The sequence below is a fragment of the Qipengyuania sp. L-5Y genome (genome assembly GCF_056859455.1).
This window is the reverse complement of sequence record NZ_JBSXOM010000021.1, coordinates 96,658-111,133: the sequence shown is the minus strand read 5'-3', so window position 1 is coordinate 111,133 and position 14,476 is coordinate 96,658. Positions and strand designations below refer to the sequence as shown.

Genomic DNA, 14,476 nt, shown 5'->3' with positions numbered 1-14,476 from the left:
CCACCCCCCTTCAGTGCATTTCTCATCGCCCCAGAGTATTGTCGCATCACATTCAATGTGACCGAGATACTGGACATCACATCGAAATGTGATATCAGTCATCGCATGAACACGATTGAAAAAGTTCGTACGCTGGTATCGCAGGGCCTGATGACCCGCGCCGGTCTCGCCCGGGCCGCCGGCCTCCACGCCAACACGCTACGCGATTGCGGCGACGATAGCTGGAACCCAACCACAGACACGCTCGCCAAGCTCGAAGCCTTTCTGGAAGCCAATGACGAGACGCCGGTGATCGTCGGCGCCGAGGAAATCATCAACGAAGCCCGCAACGGCCGGATGTACATCCTCGTGGACGACGAGGATCGCGAGAACGAAGGCGATCTCATCATTCCGGCCCAGATGGCCACGCCCAGCGCCATCAATTTCATGGCGACCCACGGACGCGGGCTGATCTGTCTGTCGTTGGACCGCAAACGGGTGGAAGCGCTTGGCCTGCAGCCAATGAGCCGCGATAATCGTGAAAGCATGCAGACCGCTTTCACGACCTCGATCGAGGCTAAGGAAGGCGTCACCACCGGCATCAGCGCTGCCGACCGGGCACGCACGGTTACCGTTGCGATCGATTCCAGCAAGGGCCCGGACGATATCGTCACCCCGGGCCACGTATTCCCGCTCGCTGCCCGCGATGGCGGCGTGCTTGTCCGCGCAGGACACACCGAAGCCGCAGTGGACATCTCCCGCCTCGCCGGTCTCAATCCATCGGGCGTGATCTGCGAGATCATGAACGAAGACGGGACCATGGCCCGCCTCGATGATCTGATCAGCTTCGCGCGCAAGCATGATATGAAGATCGGCACCATCCGCGATCTCATCGAATATCGGATGCGGTATGATCACCTCGTCGAGCGTATATCCGAGAGCCAGTTTCAATCCGACTATGGCGGCGACTGGAAACTGATGACCTATCGCAACACCATCGACGGAAGCGAGAGTTACGTGTTGCAGAAAGGCCAGGTCATCGAAGGTGAGCCAACTTTGGCCCGCGTGCACCCCATCTCCATTTTCGATGATCTGCTGGGCAAGCCCGGGCCGCGCAAACGCACTCTTCAGCGCGCGATGCAGGTTGTCGGCGATCATGGTTCGGGCGTCATCGTCCTGCTGACAGGCCGGCGCGCCGATTGGGGCGATCAGGGGCGCGACGAACAGCGCAATGTCGGCATCGGATCACAAATACTTGCGGATTTGGGTATCGAACAAATGATTCTGCTCAGCAACTCGCAACCGAACGTCGTGGCGATCGAAGGCTACGGCCTCGATATCGTCGATCACATGCCAATCCCGGAGTAACATTTATGGCCCGTTTCCTGATCGTCGAAGCCCGTTTCTACGACCACCTCAACGATATGCTCATTTCCGGCGCGCGGTCGGCAATCGAAGCCGCGGGACACGCCTGTGAAGTGCTGACCGTTCCCGGCGCGCTCGAAGTGCCGGGCGCAATCGCACTAGCTTCGGAGAGCGGCCACTACGACGGCTATGTCGGGATTGGCGTGGTCATTCGCGGCGAAACCTATCATTTTGAAATCGTCGCAGGCGAAAGCGCGCGAGGGATCATGGCTTTGACGATGGACGGTATGGCCATCGGCAACGGGATCCTCACGGTCGAGAATGAGGAACAGGCGCTGGTCCGCGCCGATCCGCAACAAAAGGACAAGGGCGGCGAAGCTGGCAAGGCGGCCTTGGCGCTTTACGATCTGCAAGGAAGGTTCGCGGCCTAAGCGGCGCCGTCGAGCAATTGATCGAGGCCCAAAGGGGAAAAAGGCCCAATGATCAGCTGCTCGAACACCCCGATGCCCTCCGCCCCGTCACTGGCAACGACGTGGACGGGCAATTGGACATGCAGGTTCTCAGGCGCAAGAGGATCGATATCGGAGAGATCGATATCCTCCCGCTCGACCTTCAGTTTGCCGTGATAGAGGCCGTGTCCCCATTCTGGATGGGTATAGCCAAGGCCGCGCATCTGAAAGCGCCCTAGCGGTTCGAACGTGACCTGTTCAGGCGCTCCGCGTAGTGCCAGGGATAGCGTCCCTCCGGATGGCCAGCGCGTTCCGGAGCGAAGGCGCGTTCGCATGCCGCCGTGCCCCTCCTCTATTTCGGTTACCGAAGCGCCCTCTCCTGCCCACGCAGCGCGGGTGTTCCACGCATTGCCGTGCTGATCATTATTTACGTGAAAGAACAGGCTACCATTAGGAAAGTTGATCGGCGTCCATTGCCAGAAGAAGGCCGGGCTCGGTGATCCGGGAATTGGCTGCGCATCGCGGGCACCGATGGGCCGCACGCCCCAGCTGCGATCGCGGGTGCCCATCGTGCCTGCGGCGAGGTCGCGCTTTGTCCCGTCCACCTCGATCCATCCGGTGTAACGACCGTTCTGGGTGAGACGCGTGTAATCCATGAAGGCGCGCGGACCGATGCGGTGAGTGAACCGGGGCTCCTCGATGGGGAAGGCGCGGCCAGTAAAGGTAATGTCTGCGGAAATCCCATCGAAAGGCTCGAGCCGGATGCGCAGCATGTTCAGCGGCTCTATGATTTCGATGGAAATCGGGCCCGCCGCCATGACCATACGTTCCATGCTTAGCTCAGCGCTTGCGTGGACGCAGTGTTGTATTCCTTCGTGCACCACGTTGAAATGCGCATCGATCACATCGAGATGCGGATATACACCGAGCGCAACGGCAAAGAACCCGCTGCCATCCGGCGCGTAGCCGTTGAAAAAATACCGATCGTAAAAATTCCGATCCGTCCCGGCATAAGCGACGGGTTCGGGCGTCTGGTGGATGGGGTAATCGTCACCGCGACTTAGAACCATTACAACGCCTCCTTCAACGCAGCCATACTTTCGCGGGCAAGTGCCAGCGAACACGCGCCGCGCGCCATAGACAGAAAATTCGCGTCGCCGCGCGCGGTCCGTTCGACGAATGCTGCACTGAACACGGCTGTCGACACGCCGTGCAGGATGCCGAGCCGGTAATCCATTTCGATGTCGTCATGGCTAAACACGATTCCCCGCTGGTGCATTTCTGCGCGCCAGAGATCCAGCAAGTCCCTCTCGTGTTCCTGCCAAACAGCCTGCCCCAGTCCGCACCCCAGGAGGTAACCCACGTCCGTCATCGGTCTGCCGGCAGTGACGGTCTGCCAGTCGAGGATAGCGATACGTTCCCGTCCACCCTTGATGTCGAAGAGCATGTTATCAAGACGGAAGTCGCCGTGAACCAGACATTGCGTTGGTGCCTCCCGCTCGAACCATTCCGTACTCGCATCTGCCAGATCGTCGCAGATTCTCATGTATTCAGGTTCTAGGGTTTCGGCGTAACGATCACGGAATACTGCCTGCGCCTGGGGATACATCACCCTCAACTTTGCACGAAGATCAGGTGGCGGCGCGGCCCAGGATGCCTCGAGCAAATCCTGTCGGCCCCAGCTAGGCCCGTGAATTGCGGCTGCCTGGCTCATGGCAGCGCGAGCATCAGCTATGCTGCAACTGCTGATCTGGTCGCCCTGCCTTGCCGGGCCGACATCTTCGAACAACAGGAAGAAATCGCTGCCAGTCTCATCGACTTCGGCGAAGAATATCTGGGGGACACGGACTTCGAGTAGAGCCGCCGCAGATCGGTAAAATTCGACCTCCTTGCGATAAAGGCCCAGCATCGCGGCGGTATTTCTGCTGGCATTGTCCGCAGCAGGAAACTTCCCCGCAAGGGTCCTCTCGGCCCCTTCACTCGCGAAATGAAAGCGGACGCTGTCGCCCACCTGACCCGTGCCGATGGGTTCCCAGCGGACGGCATCCACCGGCCCGCCCAGTACATTGCCAAGCCACTCGGCCGTCACCCCATCCGGATGCACCGGAAATCCTGCCACGCTCCTCTCCCACAACGAGCAATGGCGCAACGCTAGCGAGCGCTGAGCGTCCTGACAATTAATCAGAACGCGCGCTTCAGTTTATCGATATGCAGGTGAATGGCAGTAGCCGTTCTGCCCTCAGATCCGGATGGCCGCCAACAGCTAGCTGCCAATGCGGCCGAAACATTCACGCCCGGCGTAAAATGCGCTGTCGCCCAGTTCTTCCTCGATGCGGATCAACTGATTGTATTTCGCAAGCCGGTCAGAGCGTGCAAGCGAGCCGGTCTTGATCTGACCGCAGTTCGTCGCAACCGCCAAATCCGCGATCGTTGCATCTTCGGTTTCACCCGACCGGTGTGACATGACCGCTGTATAACCGGCACGGTTTGCGATGCTAACTGCGTCGAGCGTTTCCGAGAGCGTGCCGATCTGGTTGACCTTCACCAGCAGAGAATTCGCAAGACCCTGATCGATCCCTTCGCGAAGGCGCTGGGGGTTCGTGACGAACAGATCGTCGCCGACCAGTTGCACGGTGTTGCCGATCCGGTCGGTCAAGGCCTTCCAGCCCTCGAAATCGTCTTCCGCCATACCGTCTTCTATCGAACAGATGGGATAATCCCGGCACAGCTTGTCGAGATATTCAGCCATCTCATGACCGTCGAGCGACAGGCTCTCGCCGGAAATTTCGTACTTGCCGTCCTTGAAGAACTCGGTCGACGCGCAGTCGAGCGCCAGTGCGATATCCTCACCTGGTTTGAACCCGGCCTGCTCGATAGACGCCATGATGAAGTCCAGTGCATCGCGCGTGCTGGCGAGATCGGGGGCGAAACCACCTTCGTCGCCGACGGCTGTGGCCAAGCCCTTTTCATGCAGCTTCTTCTTCAGGGTGTGGAACACCTCGGCACCCCAGCGGACGGCCTCGGTCAGGCTGTCCGCACCGATCGGCATTACCATGAATTCCTGAATGTCGATCGGGTTGTCCGCGTGCTCGCCGCCATTGATGATGTTCATCATCGGCACGGGAAGAACATGCGCCGATACGCCGCCGATATAGCTATAGAGCGGAAGACCGCGGGCGTTCGCTGCAGCCTTCGCCACGGCCATGCTCGTGCCGAGGATGGCGTTCGCCCCGATGCGGCCCTTGTTCGGCGTTCCATCGAGGGCGATCATGGACAGATCGATGTCGCGCTGGTCTTCGGCATCGAATGCACCGACCAGCAAATCCCTGAGTTCGGTATTCACGGCGCCGACGGCCTGGGTCACGCCCTTGCCGAGATAGCGATCCTTGTCCCCGTCACGCAGTTCGACCGCTTCGTGGGCGCCGGTGGACGCTCCGCTGGGAACGGCGGCGCGGCCGAAACTGCCGTCGTCCAGCAGCACATCGACTTCGACTGTTGGATTGCCCCTCGAATCGAGAATTTCGCGGGCATGGATGTCGATAATCGCGGTCATGGGTCAAAGCGCTCCGGGCAAAGGTGTTGTAATGGGCTATAACACCCCCAGATGGGGAGTCGGCAGCGCTCTATTCGCCGGAACATTGGCGCGCAAGTTGCGTTGCACCATCGAAGGCGAATTCGCCGGACGAATGCGAATTGAGGGCAAGGACGAGTACTATGGCTGAAACCACACCAGACGGCATACCAACCAAGCGCAAAGCCTCTGCCGCAAAGAAACCAGCATCAAGCAAAACAACAACCGCCAGCAAGCCGCGCAAGACCGTGGCGAAGAAAGGCGTAGCCAAGGAGACTGCTCCCGTGACCAATACCGCCACCAACACCACCGCCTCGAGCAACCGCACCGAAGCCAAGTCGCGCTTCAACGCCGCACTGGAAGAAGCCAAGGCCGGCGCCGCAGCGCTCAAGGCCGAAGGCAAGGACCGTGCAGCAGCCTATCGCGACCAGGCTCGCCACAAGGGCGACGACTGGGTCAGCGAAGCCAAGGCCTATGGTGAAGACGCGAAGGTCAAGGGCCGCGAACTCGCTACCGAAGGTAAGGTGAAGGCTGGCGAAGGCCTGCGTTCGCTCAGCAAGCTGGTCAACGAAAACGCGCATCAGGTCGATGAACGGCTCGGCGCCAAATACGGCGATTATGCCCGCAGCGCATCCAAATCGATCGACGGTTACGCCAGCAAACTCGACGAAAAGAGCGTCGACGATCTGGTGGAAGATGGCCGCGAATTCGTTCGCAAGAGCCCCGGCAAGGCGCTGGGAATTGCAGCGGTCGTCGGCTTCATGCTTTCGCGCCTCTTCCGCGGCTCGCGCTAAGCGAGTGGCGTCGGGGGCAGAAATGCGGGACGATAATAACGAGCGGGCCGAGGGTTATCCCGGCCCGCTCGATTTACCTGATGGACACGGCGCTCCTGAGCCGGAGGAACCGGAGGCGCGCCAGTTCTCACTGACGGACGATGTGCTGGCACTGTTCGAAGACGGCAAGACCTATGCCGAAGCCGAATTGCGCTTCCAGAAAAGCCGCGCGGGGTTTGTGGGCAATCGCGTCAAGAGCGCGCTGATCTACATCTTTGCCGCGTTCGGCATGTTCCATCTCGCCCTGATCGCGGCGACGGTTGGTCTCGTTCTGGCTCTCATACCCATTACCGGGCCGCTGGGTGCCACGCTGATCGTCACTATCAGTCTTGTCGTGATCGGCTTGATCATGCTGCGCCTTCTCAAAGGCCGGATCGACGATATCCGTGACGCTTTCGAAGGGGGCGATGAATGACTTCTCGCCGAATGCGAATGCTGGAAGACAAGCATCTGCGCGATTCCGCGCGCGCGTTGATCGATGCCGACATCAAGACGCTCAAATCCAACTTCGCGCACAAGGGCTTGGGCGAACGTGCGCTCGACCGCGTGCGCGAAGGCGCGACGGACCTCTACGACGAAGCCCTCGATGTCGCCGAAGACAACAAGGGCGCGCTCGCCGCGCTGATCGCTGCCATAGTGGTCTGGTTCGCCCGTCACCCCATACTGGAACTGTTCGGCATCGATACCGACGCCGATGATGAAGATGACGGATATTACCCCAGGTCGGAACATTAACCCTTCCAGGGCCGTTGGTCTGACGAACGCGAAATCCGGAGATTAATCATGGCCAAAGCAGCCAAGAACAATGTCACCCCCATCAGTGCCGACAGCAATCTGAGCGACGAACAGAAGCGTGAAGAGCTTCGTGCGCGCATCGATGCTGGCGAACAGCGCATCCAGGAACGCTCGCTTGCCGATCAGGCGCGCGACGCTGCCGACAGTGCGCTTGAATTCACCAAGCGCCACCCGTTCGCCGTCGTTGGCGGTGTGCTCGTTGCAGGTCTCGCCATCGGTGCAATGACGCGGCGCGGCCGCAATCTCGGTCGCCGCGGCGGTATGTTCGCCGGCCTGGCTGCCGATGCAGTCATGGCCTATGGCGCCCGCATGATGGACAGTGTGGCCAGCGGCGCACAATATGCAGGCGATCGTTTCGAAGATTTCGGCGATAATGCAGCCACTGCGGCTCGCGGTCTTCGCCGTGACACCTCCTACAAGCTGGACATTGCAGGCGATGCCCTGCGCAGTTCGCGCCGCAAGGCAGGCCGCAAGGGCAGCCGGGCCTATCGTTCGCTACGCACGCGTCTGAAATACTGATCAACAAGCGATCCTGCATCGCAGGATGACCGAGCGGCGCGACAGGCTTGCCTGTGGCGCCGCTTTCGCTATGTGGCGCAACCATCCTCCCTCCCCATCGAGAAAGTCAGAACATGGAAGAAAAAGAGAGCAAACAGGCGCTCTATCTGGTCATGGGCGGCCGGGTCACCGATCCCCGCAACGTAACCTTCAGCGATCCGGAAAGCATTCACGTTGCCGGCGTGTTCAGCAGCTATGACAACGCCGTGGAAGCGTGGCGCTCGAATGCCCAGCGCACGGTCGACGATGCGGAAATGAAATACGTCATCGTCCACCTTCACAAACTGCTCGATCCGGAAGCCTGATCAGGCAGACAGGCCGTAATAATCCAATCCCGCCGCTCGCGAGTGGACGGGACGATTGCAGCCGAATATCGAGAGTTCACCATCGCCCATCTGCATCGGGCTTCCCCGATTTGCAGTTGGGCGACGGAAAATCTCGTCAGATGAATTCGATCTTGTCGATCAGGTAGAACTTGTCGCCGGAAGGTACGGTCACTTCGACCTCTTCTTCGAGCTGCTTGCCGATCAGCGCACGGCCGATCGGTGAATTGTAGCTGATCCGGCCCTTTGCGGCGTCGGCTTCTGTCTGGCCGACGATCTGGTACCGCACCGGCTTGTCGTTCTCGTCCAGCAGGGTCACGGTCGCCCCGAAGATAACCTTGTCGCCCGACAGCGTCGTGGGATCGATGATCTGCGCGCGGCTGATCTTGTCTTCAAGGTCGCCGATCATGGCCTCGACCTGGCCCTGGCGCTCCTTGGCAGCGTGGTACTCGGCGTTTTCCGACAGGTCGCCATGCGCCCGAGCTTCCTCGATCGCGTCGACGATCAGTGGTCGTTCCGCCCGCAAGGCTTTGAGATCTGCCGTGAGCTTTTCATAACCCTCGGCCAGCATCGGCACTTTTTCCATAGGACCCCTTGCCCTTCCTGTTCATGCTCACCCTCGGGACAATTCAAACCCGGTCCGCCGATTTGCGGAACCCAGGCGGTTCGAATGTATGGAGGAGCAGGCGTATTCTTCGTCAGCTATAATAGTCTTGCAATGAACGCACTTCAAGCTGGTCCGGCGAAACCTCTGCTATCGCCTGCGCAACGGCGAGCGAGGCAGCGGCCGTCGTATAGTACGGCAGCTTCTTTTCCAGCGCCGCCTCGCGGATGGATTTGCTGTCCAGCAACGACTGCCAGCCTTCGGTGGTGTTGAAGATCAACTGGACTTCGCCATCGATGATCGCATCCACGATGTGGGGCCGTCCCTCGGCAACCTTGTTGACCAGTTCGACCTTCAGCCCCTGATCGGCGAGGTAGCGCTGCGTCCCGCCGGTTGCGATGACGCGGAACCCCTTGTCCAGCAGGGTCTGCACCGCCGGCACGATCAGCGCCTTGTCGCTGTCCTTCACCGATACGAACAGCGTTCCCGACTGCGGCGGTTTCATTCCCGCGCCCAATTGGGATTTGAGGAAGGCGGCCGCGAAACTGCGGTCGATACCCATTACTTCGCCGGTCGACTTCATTTCCGGTGAAAGCACCGGATCGGCACCGGGGAAGCGAGCGAAGGGGAACACGGCTTCTTTAACAGCCATGTGATGGGGGTTGAGGTCGAACGGCTCGAAACTGGTCAGCGGCTGGCCTGCCATGACCAGTGCCGCCACTTTGGCGATTGGGCGACCGATGGCCTTGGCCACGAATGGCACGGTACGGCTGGCGCGCGGGTTCACCTCGATCAGATAGACCTCGCCCTCCTTTACCGCGAACTGCACGTTCATCAGACCGCGTACCTGCAACGCCCTGGCTAGGTCGATCGCCTGACGTTCCATTTCGGCGATGATGTCGCCGGAAAGGCTGTAGGGCGGCAGGGTGCAGGCGCTGTCGCCCGAATGCACGCCTGCTTCCTCGATATGCTGCATCACGCCCGCAATGCGGACCTCTTCGCCGTCCGACACCACGTCGACATCGCATTCGATGGCATCGCGCAGATACTGGTCGACCAGCACCGGGCTGTCGCCCGACACATTCACCGCAGTGTTGATGTAATCGTCGAGCTGGGCCTCGCTGTCGACGATTTCCATCGCCCTTCCCCCCAGCACGTAACTGGGGCGCAGCAGCACCGGATAGCCGATGCGCGCGGCCACGGCTGCCGCCTCGTCGCGACTCTTGGCGATGCCGTTCATCGGCTGCTTCAGCTTCAGATTGTTGACCAGTTTGGCAAAGCGCTCGCGGTCTTCGGCAAGATCGATCGCGTCCGGCGATGTGCCCAGGATCGGGATGCCTTCGCGTTCCAGCGCAGCGGCCAGTTTCAACGGGGTCTGCCCGCCGAACTGGACGATCACGCCCACGACTTCACCCTTGGACATTTCGACCCGCATGATCTCCAGCACGTCTTCTTCGGTCAGCGGCTCGAAATAAAGCCGGTCGGACGTATCGTAATCGGTCGAAACCGTTTCCGGGTTGCAGTTGACCATGATCGTCTCGAACCCGGCTTCTGCCAGCGCGAAACACGCGTGGACGCAGCAGTAATCGAATTCGATACCCTGCCCGATGCGGTTCGGCCCGCCGCCCAGGATAACGATCTTCTTGCGGTCGCTCGGATCGGCCTCGTCCTCCGCCTCGCCAAAGCTCGGGGCTTCGTAGGTCGAATACATATAGGGCGTGATCGCCTCGAATTCGGCAGCACAGCTGTCGATCCGCTTGAACACCGGATAGACGCCGAGCTTGCGACGCAGCTTGCGAACTTCTTCCTCGCTCGTCGCGCCCGCCATGGCGCGCAGCGCGTCATGCAGCAGGCCGGAACGCTTCGCCTGCGTTTCGCCGAGCCCGCCTGCGACGCCCACCGACCGCACGGCCAGCGTGGCAAGCCGCTTGTCGGAAAAGCCCATCGCCTTCAGGCGGCGCATTTCGGCCGCATCATTGGGCAAGCCATTGTGGCCGATCATCTTCTCTTCATAGATGATTGCCTCGATCTGGCGCAGGAACCATGGATCGAAACCGGTGATCTTGGCGATCTCCTCGACCGTGAAGTCCTCACGGAAAGCCTGGGCGATCTTGAGAATGCGGTCCGGCGTGCGCTTGGAAAGCGATGCGATCACGATCTCGCGGCTCAGCCCTTCGAACTCGGTGATCCGGTTGAATCCGTCCAGTCCGGTTTCCAGACCGCGCAGCGCCTTCTGCATGCTCTCGGCAAAGCACCGCCCGATCGCCATGACTTCGCCGACCGACTTCATCGCGGTCGACAGCTCGTTCTTAGAGCCCTTGAACTTTTCGAAGGCAAAGCGCGGAATCTTCGTCACGACGTAGTCGATGGTCGGTTCGAAGCTTGCCGGCGTTGCGCCGGTGATCTCGTTCTGGATTTCGTCCAGCGTATAACCGACAGCCAGCTTCGCTGCGACGCGCGCGATCGGGAAGCCGGTGGCCTTCGAAGCGAGCGCCGAACTGCGCGATACGCGCGGGTTCATCTCGATCACGATCAGGCGGCCATCCTGCGGATTGACTGCGAACTGTACGTTCGAACCGCCTGTTTCCACGCCGATTTCGCGCAGCACTTCGATGCTGGCGGTGCGCATGATCTGGTATTCTTTGTCGGTCAGTGTCAGCGCCGGTGCGACAGTGATGGAATCGCCCGTATGCACGCCCATCGGATCGACATTCTCGATCGAACAGATGATGATGCAATTGTCCTTGCGGTCGCGCACCACCTCCATTTCGTACTCTTTCCAGCCGAGGAGCGATTCCTCGATCAGGACCTCGGTGGTGGGCGACGCATCCAGACCTTCGCGCACGATACGGTCGAATTCCGCCTTGTTATAGGCGATGCCGCCGCCCGTCCCGCCAAGTGTGAAGCTGGGGCGGATGATGGCGGGCAGGCCGGTGGTTTCCAGTACCGCGAACGCCTCATCGACCGTATTGGCGACGCCGCTGCGCGCGCTTTCCAGACCGATCTTGTCCATCGCCTCGCGGAAGCGCTGGCGGTTCTCGGCCTTGTCGATGGCATCGGCATTGGCGCCGATCATGGTGACGCCGAATTTCTCAAGAATGCCCTGGTTCGCAAGGTCGAGAGCGCAATTCAGCGCCGTCTGCCCCCCCATCGTCGGCAGCACCGCATCGGGCCGCTCCTTCTCGATGATCTTCGCGACGATTTCCGGCGTGATCGGCTCGACATAGGTCGCGTCGGCCATTTCCGGATCGGTCATGATCGTCGCGGGATTGGAGTTCACCAGGATGACCCGGTAGCCCTCTTCCTTAAGCGCCTTGATCGCCTGCGTGCCCGAATAGTCGAACTCGCACGCCTGGCCGATAATAATGGGACCTGCGCCAATGACGAGGATCGAGGAGATGTCAGTGCGTTTGGGCATTAGATTTTAGCCATATCGTAAAAGGAGACATGCGCAGTGATTGCTCCTGCTGTTTCAGGAGCAGAACCGGGGATGGCAGTTTCGTATCGCCGCCTCATCCCAGCATCCCCACGAATTTCTCGAAGAGATAGAAGCTGTCCTGCGGGCCGGGGCTGGCCTCGGGATGGTATTGGACACCGAAGGCCTTCTTGCCCTTGATGCTGATCCCGCAATTGGTGCCATCGAACAGCGAGACATGGGTCTGCTCGACATTGTCCGGCAGGGTTTCGCCGTCGATGGCGAAGCCGTGGTTCATGCTGGTGATCTCGACGAGGCCTTCGCTGTCGCCCCATTCGCTCCCGACCCGCTGGACGGGGTGGTTGGCGCCGCGATGGCCCTGGAACATCTTTGCCGTTTTCGCGCCAGCCGCAATGCCGAGCATTTGATGCCCCAAACAGATACCGAACAACGGTATATCGGCCTCGATCATACGTATGATTGACGGGACTGCGTACTGTCCGGTGGCTGCCGGATCGCCCGGCCCGTTCGACAGAAAAACGCCATCGGGTTCCAGTGCCATGATCTCGTCGAAGGAGGTCTTTGCAGGCACGACAGTCACCTTGGCGCCCGCTTTCACGAGATTTCTGAAGATGTTATCCTTCGCGCCGTAATCGATCGCGACCACGTGGGGCTTGTCGGCATTGCCTTCGCCATAGCCGAAACCAAGCTGCCAGTGCCCGCCGGTCCAGTTTTCCTGCCCTTCCCGCGTCACACCCGGAACAAGGTCGAGCCCCTCCAGCCCGCCCCATTCTTCCGCCTGCTTTTTCAAGGCCTTGAGGTCGAATTCTCCGTGCGGATTATGAGCGATAACCGCATTCGGCGCCCCGCTCATCCGGATCCGCCGCGTCAAAGCGCGCGTATCGACGTCGGAAAGCCCTATCTTTCCGTGGGTTACGCACCATTCCACAAACTCGTTCTGCGCGCGGAAGCTCGAATGTGGCGTGATCTCCTGCCGCACCACCAGCCCTACCGCGCCCAGCCCACGGCTCTCGTGATCTTCCTCGTTCGCGCCGACATTGCCGATATGCGGGAAGGTGAACGTCACGATCTGGCTGTCGTAGGAAGGATCGGTCATCACTTCCTGATACCCGGTCATCGCGGTGTTGAAGCAGACTTCGCCCACTGCGTGACCGCTGGCGCCGAAGCCCTTGCCCCAGATTACGGTGCCGTCGCCAAGGACGAGGACTCCGGTCGCGCCTTTGGGTTGCGCGTGCGAAGATGCGGACAGGGCCATGGGCGCTCCGGGTAAAAAGGTTTCCAGCGATGTGTGCTAAGTCCCAGCCGCTAGGGACCGGGACGATTCCCGTCAAGCGGAACACTTGGCATATCGGTGCACTGTTCTAAATGAGTGGCCGAAACCACCTCCAAACACCGGGAATTCCCATGCTGCGCGAAAATATCCAGGCCGAAACCGTCACCGCCATGAAGGCAAAGGACAAGGATCGCACCGCTGCGCTCCGCCTGATCGGGGCAAAGATCAAGGATCGCGATATCGAATTGCGAACGGCCGACAAGAAGCCCGAGGATGACGAACTCGTCACGGACGTCCTGCTGAAAATGGCCAAACAGCGTCGCGAATCGATCGAGATGTACGAGGACGGAGGACGGCAGGAGCTCGCCGACAAGGAGAAAAGCGAACTCGCAGTGATCGAGGAGTTTCTCCCCAAGCAGATGAGCGAGGAAGAAACCCGCGCTGCTATCGCCGAGATCAAAACCGATCTTTCGGCCGAAGGCATGAAAGATATGGGCCGGGTTATGGCAGAACTCAAAAGCCGTCACGGCGCAACGCTGGACATGAGCAAGGCAAGCAGTCTGGTGAAGGAAGCACTTTCATGAAGCACCCCCTCGCCCTCCTATCGATTGGCATGCTGGCAGCCTGCGGATCTTCTGAACCAGAGCCCGCGCCTACCCCCACACCAACCGTTGCCGCACCGCGCACCCTCGTCGGAGCCGATCTCGATCTGTCGACACTCGGCGCGAAAATCGTCGGCCCGCAAGGCCCCGAGGTTCGCACCGTGCTTAGCGCAGGTAATCGCGAGATCGGTCGCCTGGTCAGCTATGTTGCGTGCCCCGCCGATACGGTTGAATGCAAACCAGGCGAAATGCCTGAGGGGACAGTGTACACATACGTGCACAGCGTGACCCTTGCCGATGCAGACGATGGCACGCAGATGGCCGAAACGGACGGTCCTGAGGTGGTGGAAAGCGCCCCGACCTTGTTCCGCACGATCCGCAAAGTTCCAGGGTTCAACCAGTCGGTCGGTTATTCCACTGCGGAAGCGGAAGCGACGCTTGGCGATCCTGACGCGATCTCGATTACCAACGACAGCGGCAGCCTGATCTGGCGAGTATCGCGCGGCTCAGGCTGGAAGCCGGGCGGCACAATGACGTTCTGGTGGCAATCCACTGCGCCACCTCAAGGCCCCGCCGAAGCGTATCTCCTTGAGGTCGATGGCAATCAGGCCATTGCTACCGGCCCCTTCCCGGCAGAAGAAAAGCCTGTGGAGGGCGCCCGCCCGCGCTAGCGGTCTGGGCGGGGCGC

The 14,476-nt window shown here is 60.4% G+C and carries 16 protein-coding genes; 9 read left to right on the top strand and 7 right to left on the bottom strand.

The window, feature by feature from the left end:
• Window positions 1-105 precede the first annotated feature (105 nt).
• Both ribB and ribH read left to right on the top strand, forming a co-directional pair.
• Complete coding sequence (gene ribB, locus AC13F2_RS03690; RefSeq protein ID WP_482965223.1) at window positions 106-1,347, top strand: 3,4-dihydroxy-2-butanone-4-phosphate synthase; 1,242 nt, start codon at window positions 106-108, stop codon at window positions 1,345-1,347.
• A gap of 5 nt (window positions 1,348-1,352) precedes the next feature.
• On the top strand, window positions 1,353-1,775 hold the full coding sequence (gene ribH / locus AC13F2_RS03685) for a 6,7-dimethyl-8-ribityllumazine synthase (protein ID WP_482965222.1): 423 nt from the start codon (window positions 1,353-1,355) through the stop codon (window positions 1,773-1,775).
• Here the strand turns inward: ribH and AC13F2_RS03680 are convergent.
• The 4 genes from AC13F2_RS03680 to AC13F2_RS03665 all read right to left on the bottom strand — a co-directional run bounded on the left by AC13F2_RS03680 (window position 1,772) and on the right by AC13F2_RS03665 (window position 5,635).
• Window positions 1,772-2,863 (bottom strand): Rv3169 family protein, encoded by a 1,092-nt coding sequence (locus AC13F2_RS03680; RefSeq protein ID WP_375245528.1) that lies wholly within the window; start codon window positions 2,861-2,863, stop codon window positions 1,772-1,774. The genes ribH and AC13F2_RS03680 overlap by 4 nt on opposite strands.
• Window positions 2,863-3,912: a phosphotransferase family protein gene (locus tag AC13F2_RS03675; RefSeq protein ID WP_482965221.1), complete on the bottom strand. Its 1,050-nt coding sequence runs from the start codon at window positions 3,910-3,912 to the stop codon at window positions 2,863-2,865. The genes AC13F2_RS03680 and AC13F2_RS03675 overlap by 1 nt, the downstream gene beginning before the upstream one ends.
• Before the next feature lie 144 nt (window positions 3,913-4,056).
• Complete coding sequence (eno, locus tag AC13F2_RS03670) at window positions 4,057-5,346, bottom strand: phosphopyruvate hydratase (protein ID WP_482965220.1); 1,290 nt, start codon at window positions 5,344-5,346, stop codon at window positions 4,057-4,059.
• A gap of 70 nt (window positions 5,347-5,416) precedes the next feature.
• The gene (locus AC13F2_RS03665) at window positions 5,417-5,635 is read right to left on the bottom strand and encodes a hypothetical protein (protein WP_482965219.1); all 219 of its coding nucleotides are present in this window, start codon (window positions 5,633-5,635) and stop codon (window positions 5,417-5,419) included.
• Between the two features lie 13 nt (window positions 5,636-5,648).
• On the opposite strand from AC13F2_RS03665, the gene AC13F2_RS03660 reads away from it, so the two are divergent.
• The 5 genes from AC13F2_RS03660 (at window position 5,649) to AC13F2_RS03640 (ending at window position 7,855) form a co-directional block, all read left to right on the top strand.
• On the top strand, window positions 5,649-6,158 hold the full coding sequence (locus tag AC13F2_RS03660) for a hypothetical protein (protein WP_103023488.1): 510 nt from the start codon (window positions 5,649-5,651) through the stop codon (window positions 6,156-6,158).
• Between the two features lie 22 nt (window positions 6,159-6,180).
• Window positions 6,181-6,612, top strand: coding sequence for a phage holin family protein (locus tag AC13F2_RS03655; protein WP_482965218.1), 432 nt, complete (start codon window positions 6,181-6,183; stop codon window positions 6,610-6,612).
• Complete coding sequence (locus tag AC13F2_RS03650; protein ID WP_222827411.1) at window positions 6,609-6,932, top strand: hypothetical protein; 324 nt, start codon at window positions 6,609-6,611, stop codon at window positions 6,930-6,932. The genes AC13F2_RS03655 and AC13F2_RS03650 overlap by 4 nt, the downstream gene beginning before the upstream one ends.
• A gap of 48 nt (window positions 6,933-6,980) precedes the next feature.
• Entirely contained in the window at window positions 6,981-7,511 is a 531-nt protein-coding gene (locus AC13F2_RS03645) for a hypothetical protein (protein WP_482965217.1), read from the top strand.
• A gap of 113 nt (window positions 7,512-7,624) precedes the next feature.
• Complete coding sequence (locus AC13F2_RS03640; RefSeq protein ID WP_482965216.1) at window positions 7,625-7,855, top strand: DUF4170 domain-containing protein; 231 nt, start codon at window positions 7,625-7,627, stop codon at window positions 7,853-7,855.
• Between the two features lie 136 nt (window positions 7,856-7,991).
• Here the strand turns inward: AC13F2_RS03640 and greA are convergent, their stop codons facing one another.
• The 3 genes from greA to carA form a co-directional block, all read right to left on the bottom strand.
• On the bottom strand, window positions 7,992-8,459 hold the full coding sequence (gene greA, locus AC13F2_RS03635; RefSeq protein ID WP_103023412.1) for a transcription elongation factor GreA: 468 nt from the start codon (window positions 8,457-8,459) through the stop codon (window positions 7,992-7,994).
• Window positions 8,460-8,571: 112 nt separating this feature from the next.
• Window positions 8,572-11,895 (bottom strand): carbamoyl-phosphate synthase large subunit, encoded by a 3,324-nt coding sequence (carB, locus tag AC13F2_RS03630; protein WP_482965215.1) that lies wholly within the window; start codon window positions 11,893-11,895, stop codon window positions 8,572-8,574.
• A 94-nt stretch (window positions 11,896-11,989) separates the two neighbouring features.
• A complete protein-coding gene (carA, locus tag AC13F2_RS03625; protein WP_482965214.1) occupies window positions 11,990-13,168 on the bottom strand; it encodes a glutamine-hydrolyzing carbamoyl-phosphate synthase small subunit in 1,179 nt (392 codons plus the stop codon).
• Window positions 13,169-13,317: 149 nt separating this feature from the next.
• Here carA and AC13F2_RS03620 point away from each other — a divergent pair, with 149 nt between their 5' ends.
• Window positions 13,318-13,770: a GatB/YqeY domain-containing protein gene (locus AC13F2_RS03620; RefSeq protein ID WP_103023409.1), complete on the top strand. Its 453-nt coding sequence runs from the start codon at window positions 13,318-13,320 to the stop codon at window positions 13,768-13,770.
• On the top strand, window positions 13,767-14,459 hold the full coding sequence (locus AC13F2_RS03615) for a hypothetical protein (RefSeq protein WP_482965213.1): 693 nt from the start codon (window positions 13,767-13,769) through the stop codon (window positions 14,457-14,459). The genes AC13F2_RS03620 and AC13F2_RS03615 overlap by 4 nt, the downstream gene beginning before the upstream one ends.
• The last annotated feature ends 17 nt before the right edge of the window (window positions 14,460-14,476 follow it).

Coding starts and splice junctions, on each gene's coding strand:
- greA (WP_103023412.1), bottom strand. CDS start 8,459: ATGGAAAAAGTGCCGATGCTGGCCGAGGGTTATGAAAAGCTCACGGCA.
- carB (WP_482965215.1), bottom strand. CDS start 11,895: ATGCCCAAACGCACTGACATCTCCTCGATCCTCGTCATTGGCGCAGGT.
- ribB (WP_482965223.1), top strand. CDS start 106: ATGAACACGATTGAAAAAGTTCGTACGCTGGTATCGCAGGGCCTGATG.
- AC13F2_RS03640 (WP_482965216.1), top strand. CDS start 7,625: ATGGAAGAAAAAGAGAGCAAACAGGCGCTCTATCTGGTCATGGGCGGC.
- AC13F2_RS03680 (WP_375245528.1), bottom strand. CDS start 2,863: ATGGTTCTAAGTCGCGGTGACGATTACCCCATCCACCAGACGCCCGAA.
- AC13F2_RS03620 (WP_103023409.1), top strand. CDS start 13,318: ATGCTGCGCGAAAATATCCAGGCCGAAACCGTCACCGCCATGAAGGCA.
- carA (WP_482965214.1), bottom strand. CDS start 13,168: ATGGCCCTGTCCGCATCTTCGCACGCGCAACCCAAAGGCGCGACCGGA.
- AC13F2_RS03615 (WP_482965213.1), top strand. CDS start 13,767: ATGAAGCACCCCCTCGCCCTCCTATCGATTGGCATGCTGGCAGCCTGC.
- AC13F2_RS03655 (WP_482965218.1), top strand. CDS start 6,181: ATGCGGGACGATAATAACGAGCGGGCCGAGGGTTATCCCGGCCCGCTC.
- ribH (WP_482965222.1), top strand. CDS start 1,353: ATGGCCCGTTTCCTGATCGTCGAAGCCCGTTTCTACGACCACCTCAAC.
- AC13F2_RS03650 (WP_222827411.1), top strand. CDS start 6,609: ATGACTTCTCGCCGAATGCGAATGCTGGAAGACAAGCATCTGCGCGAT.
- AC13F2_RS03645 (WP_482965217.1), top strand. CDS start 6,981: ATGGCCAAAGCAGCCAAGAACAATGTCACCCCCATCAGTGCCGACAGC.
- eno (WP_482965220.1), bottom strand. CDS start 5,346: ATGACCGCGATTATCGACATCCATGCCCGCGAAATTCTCGATTCGAGG.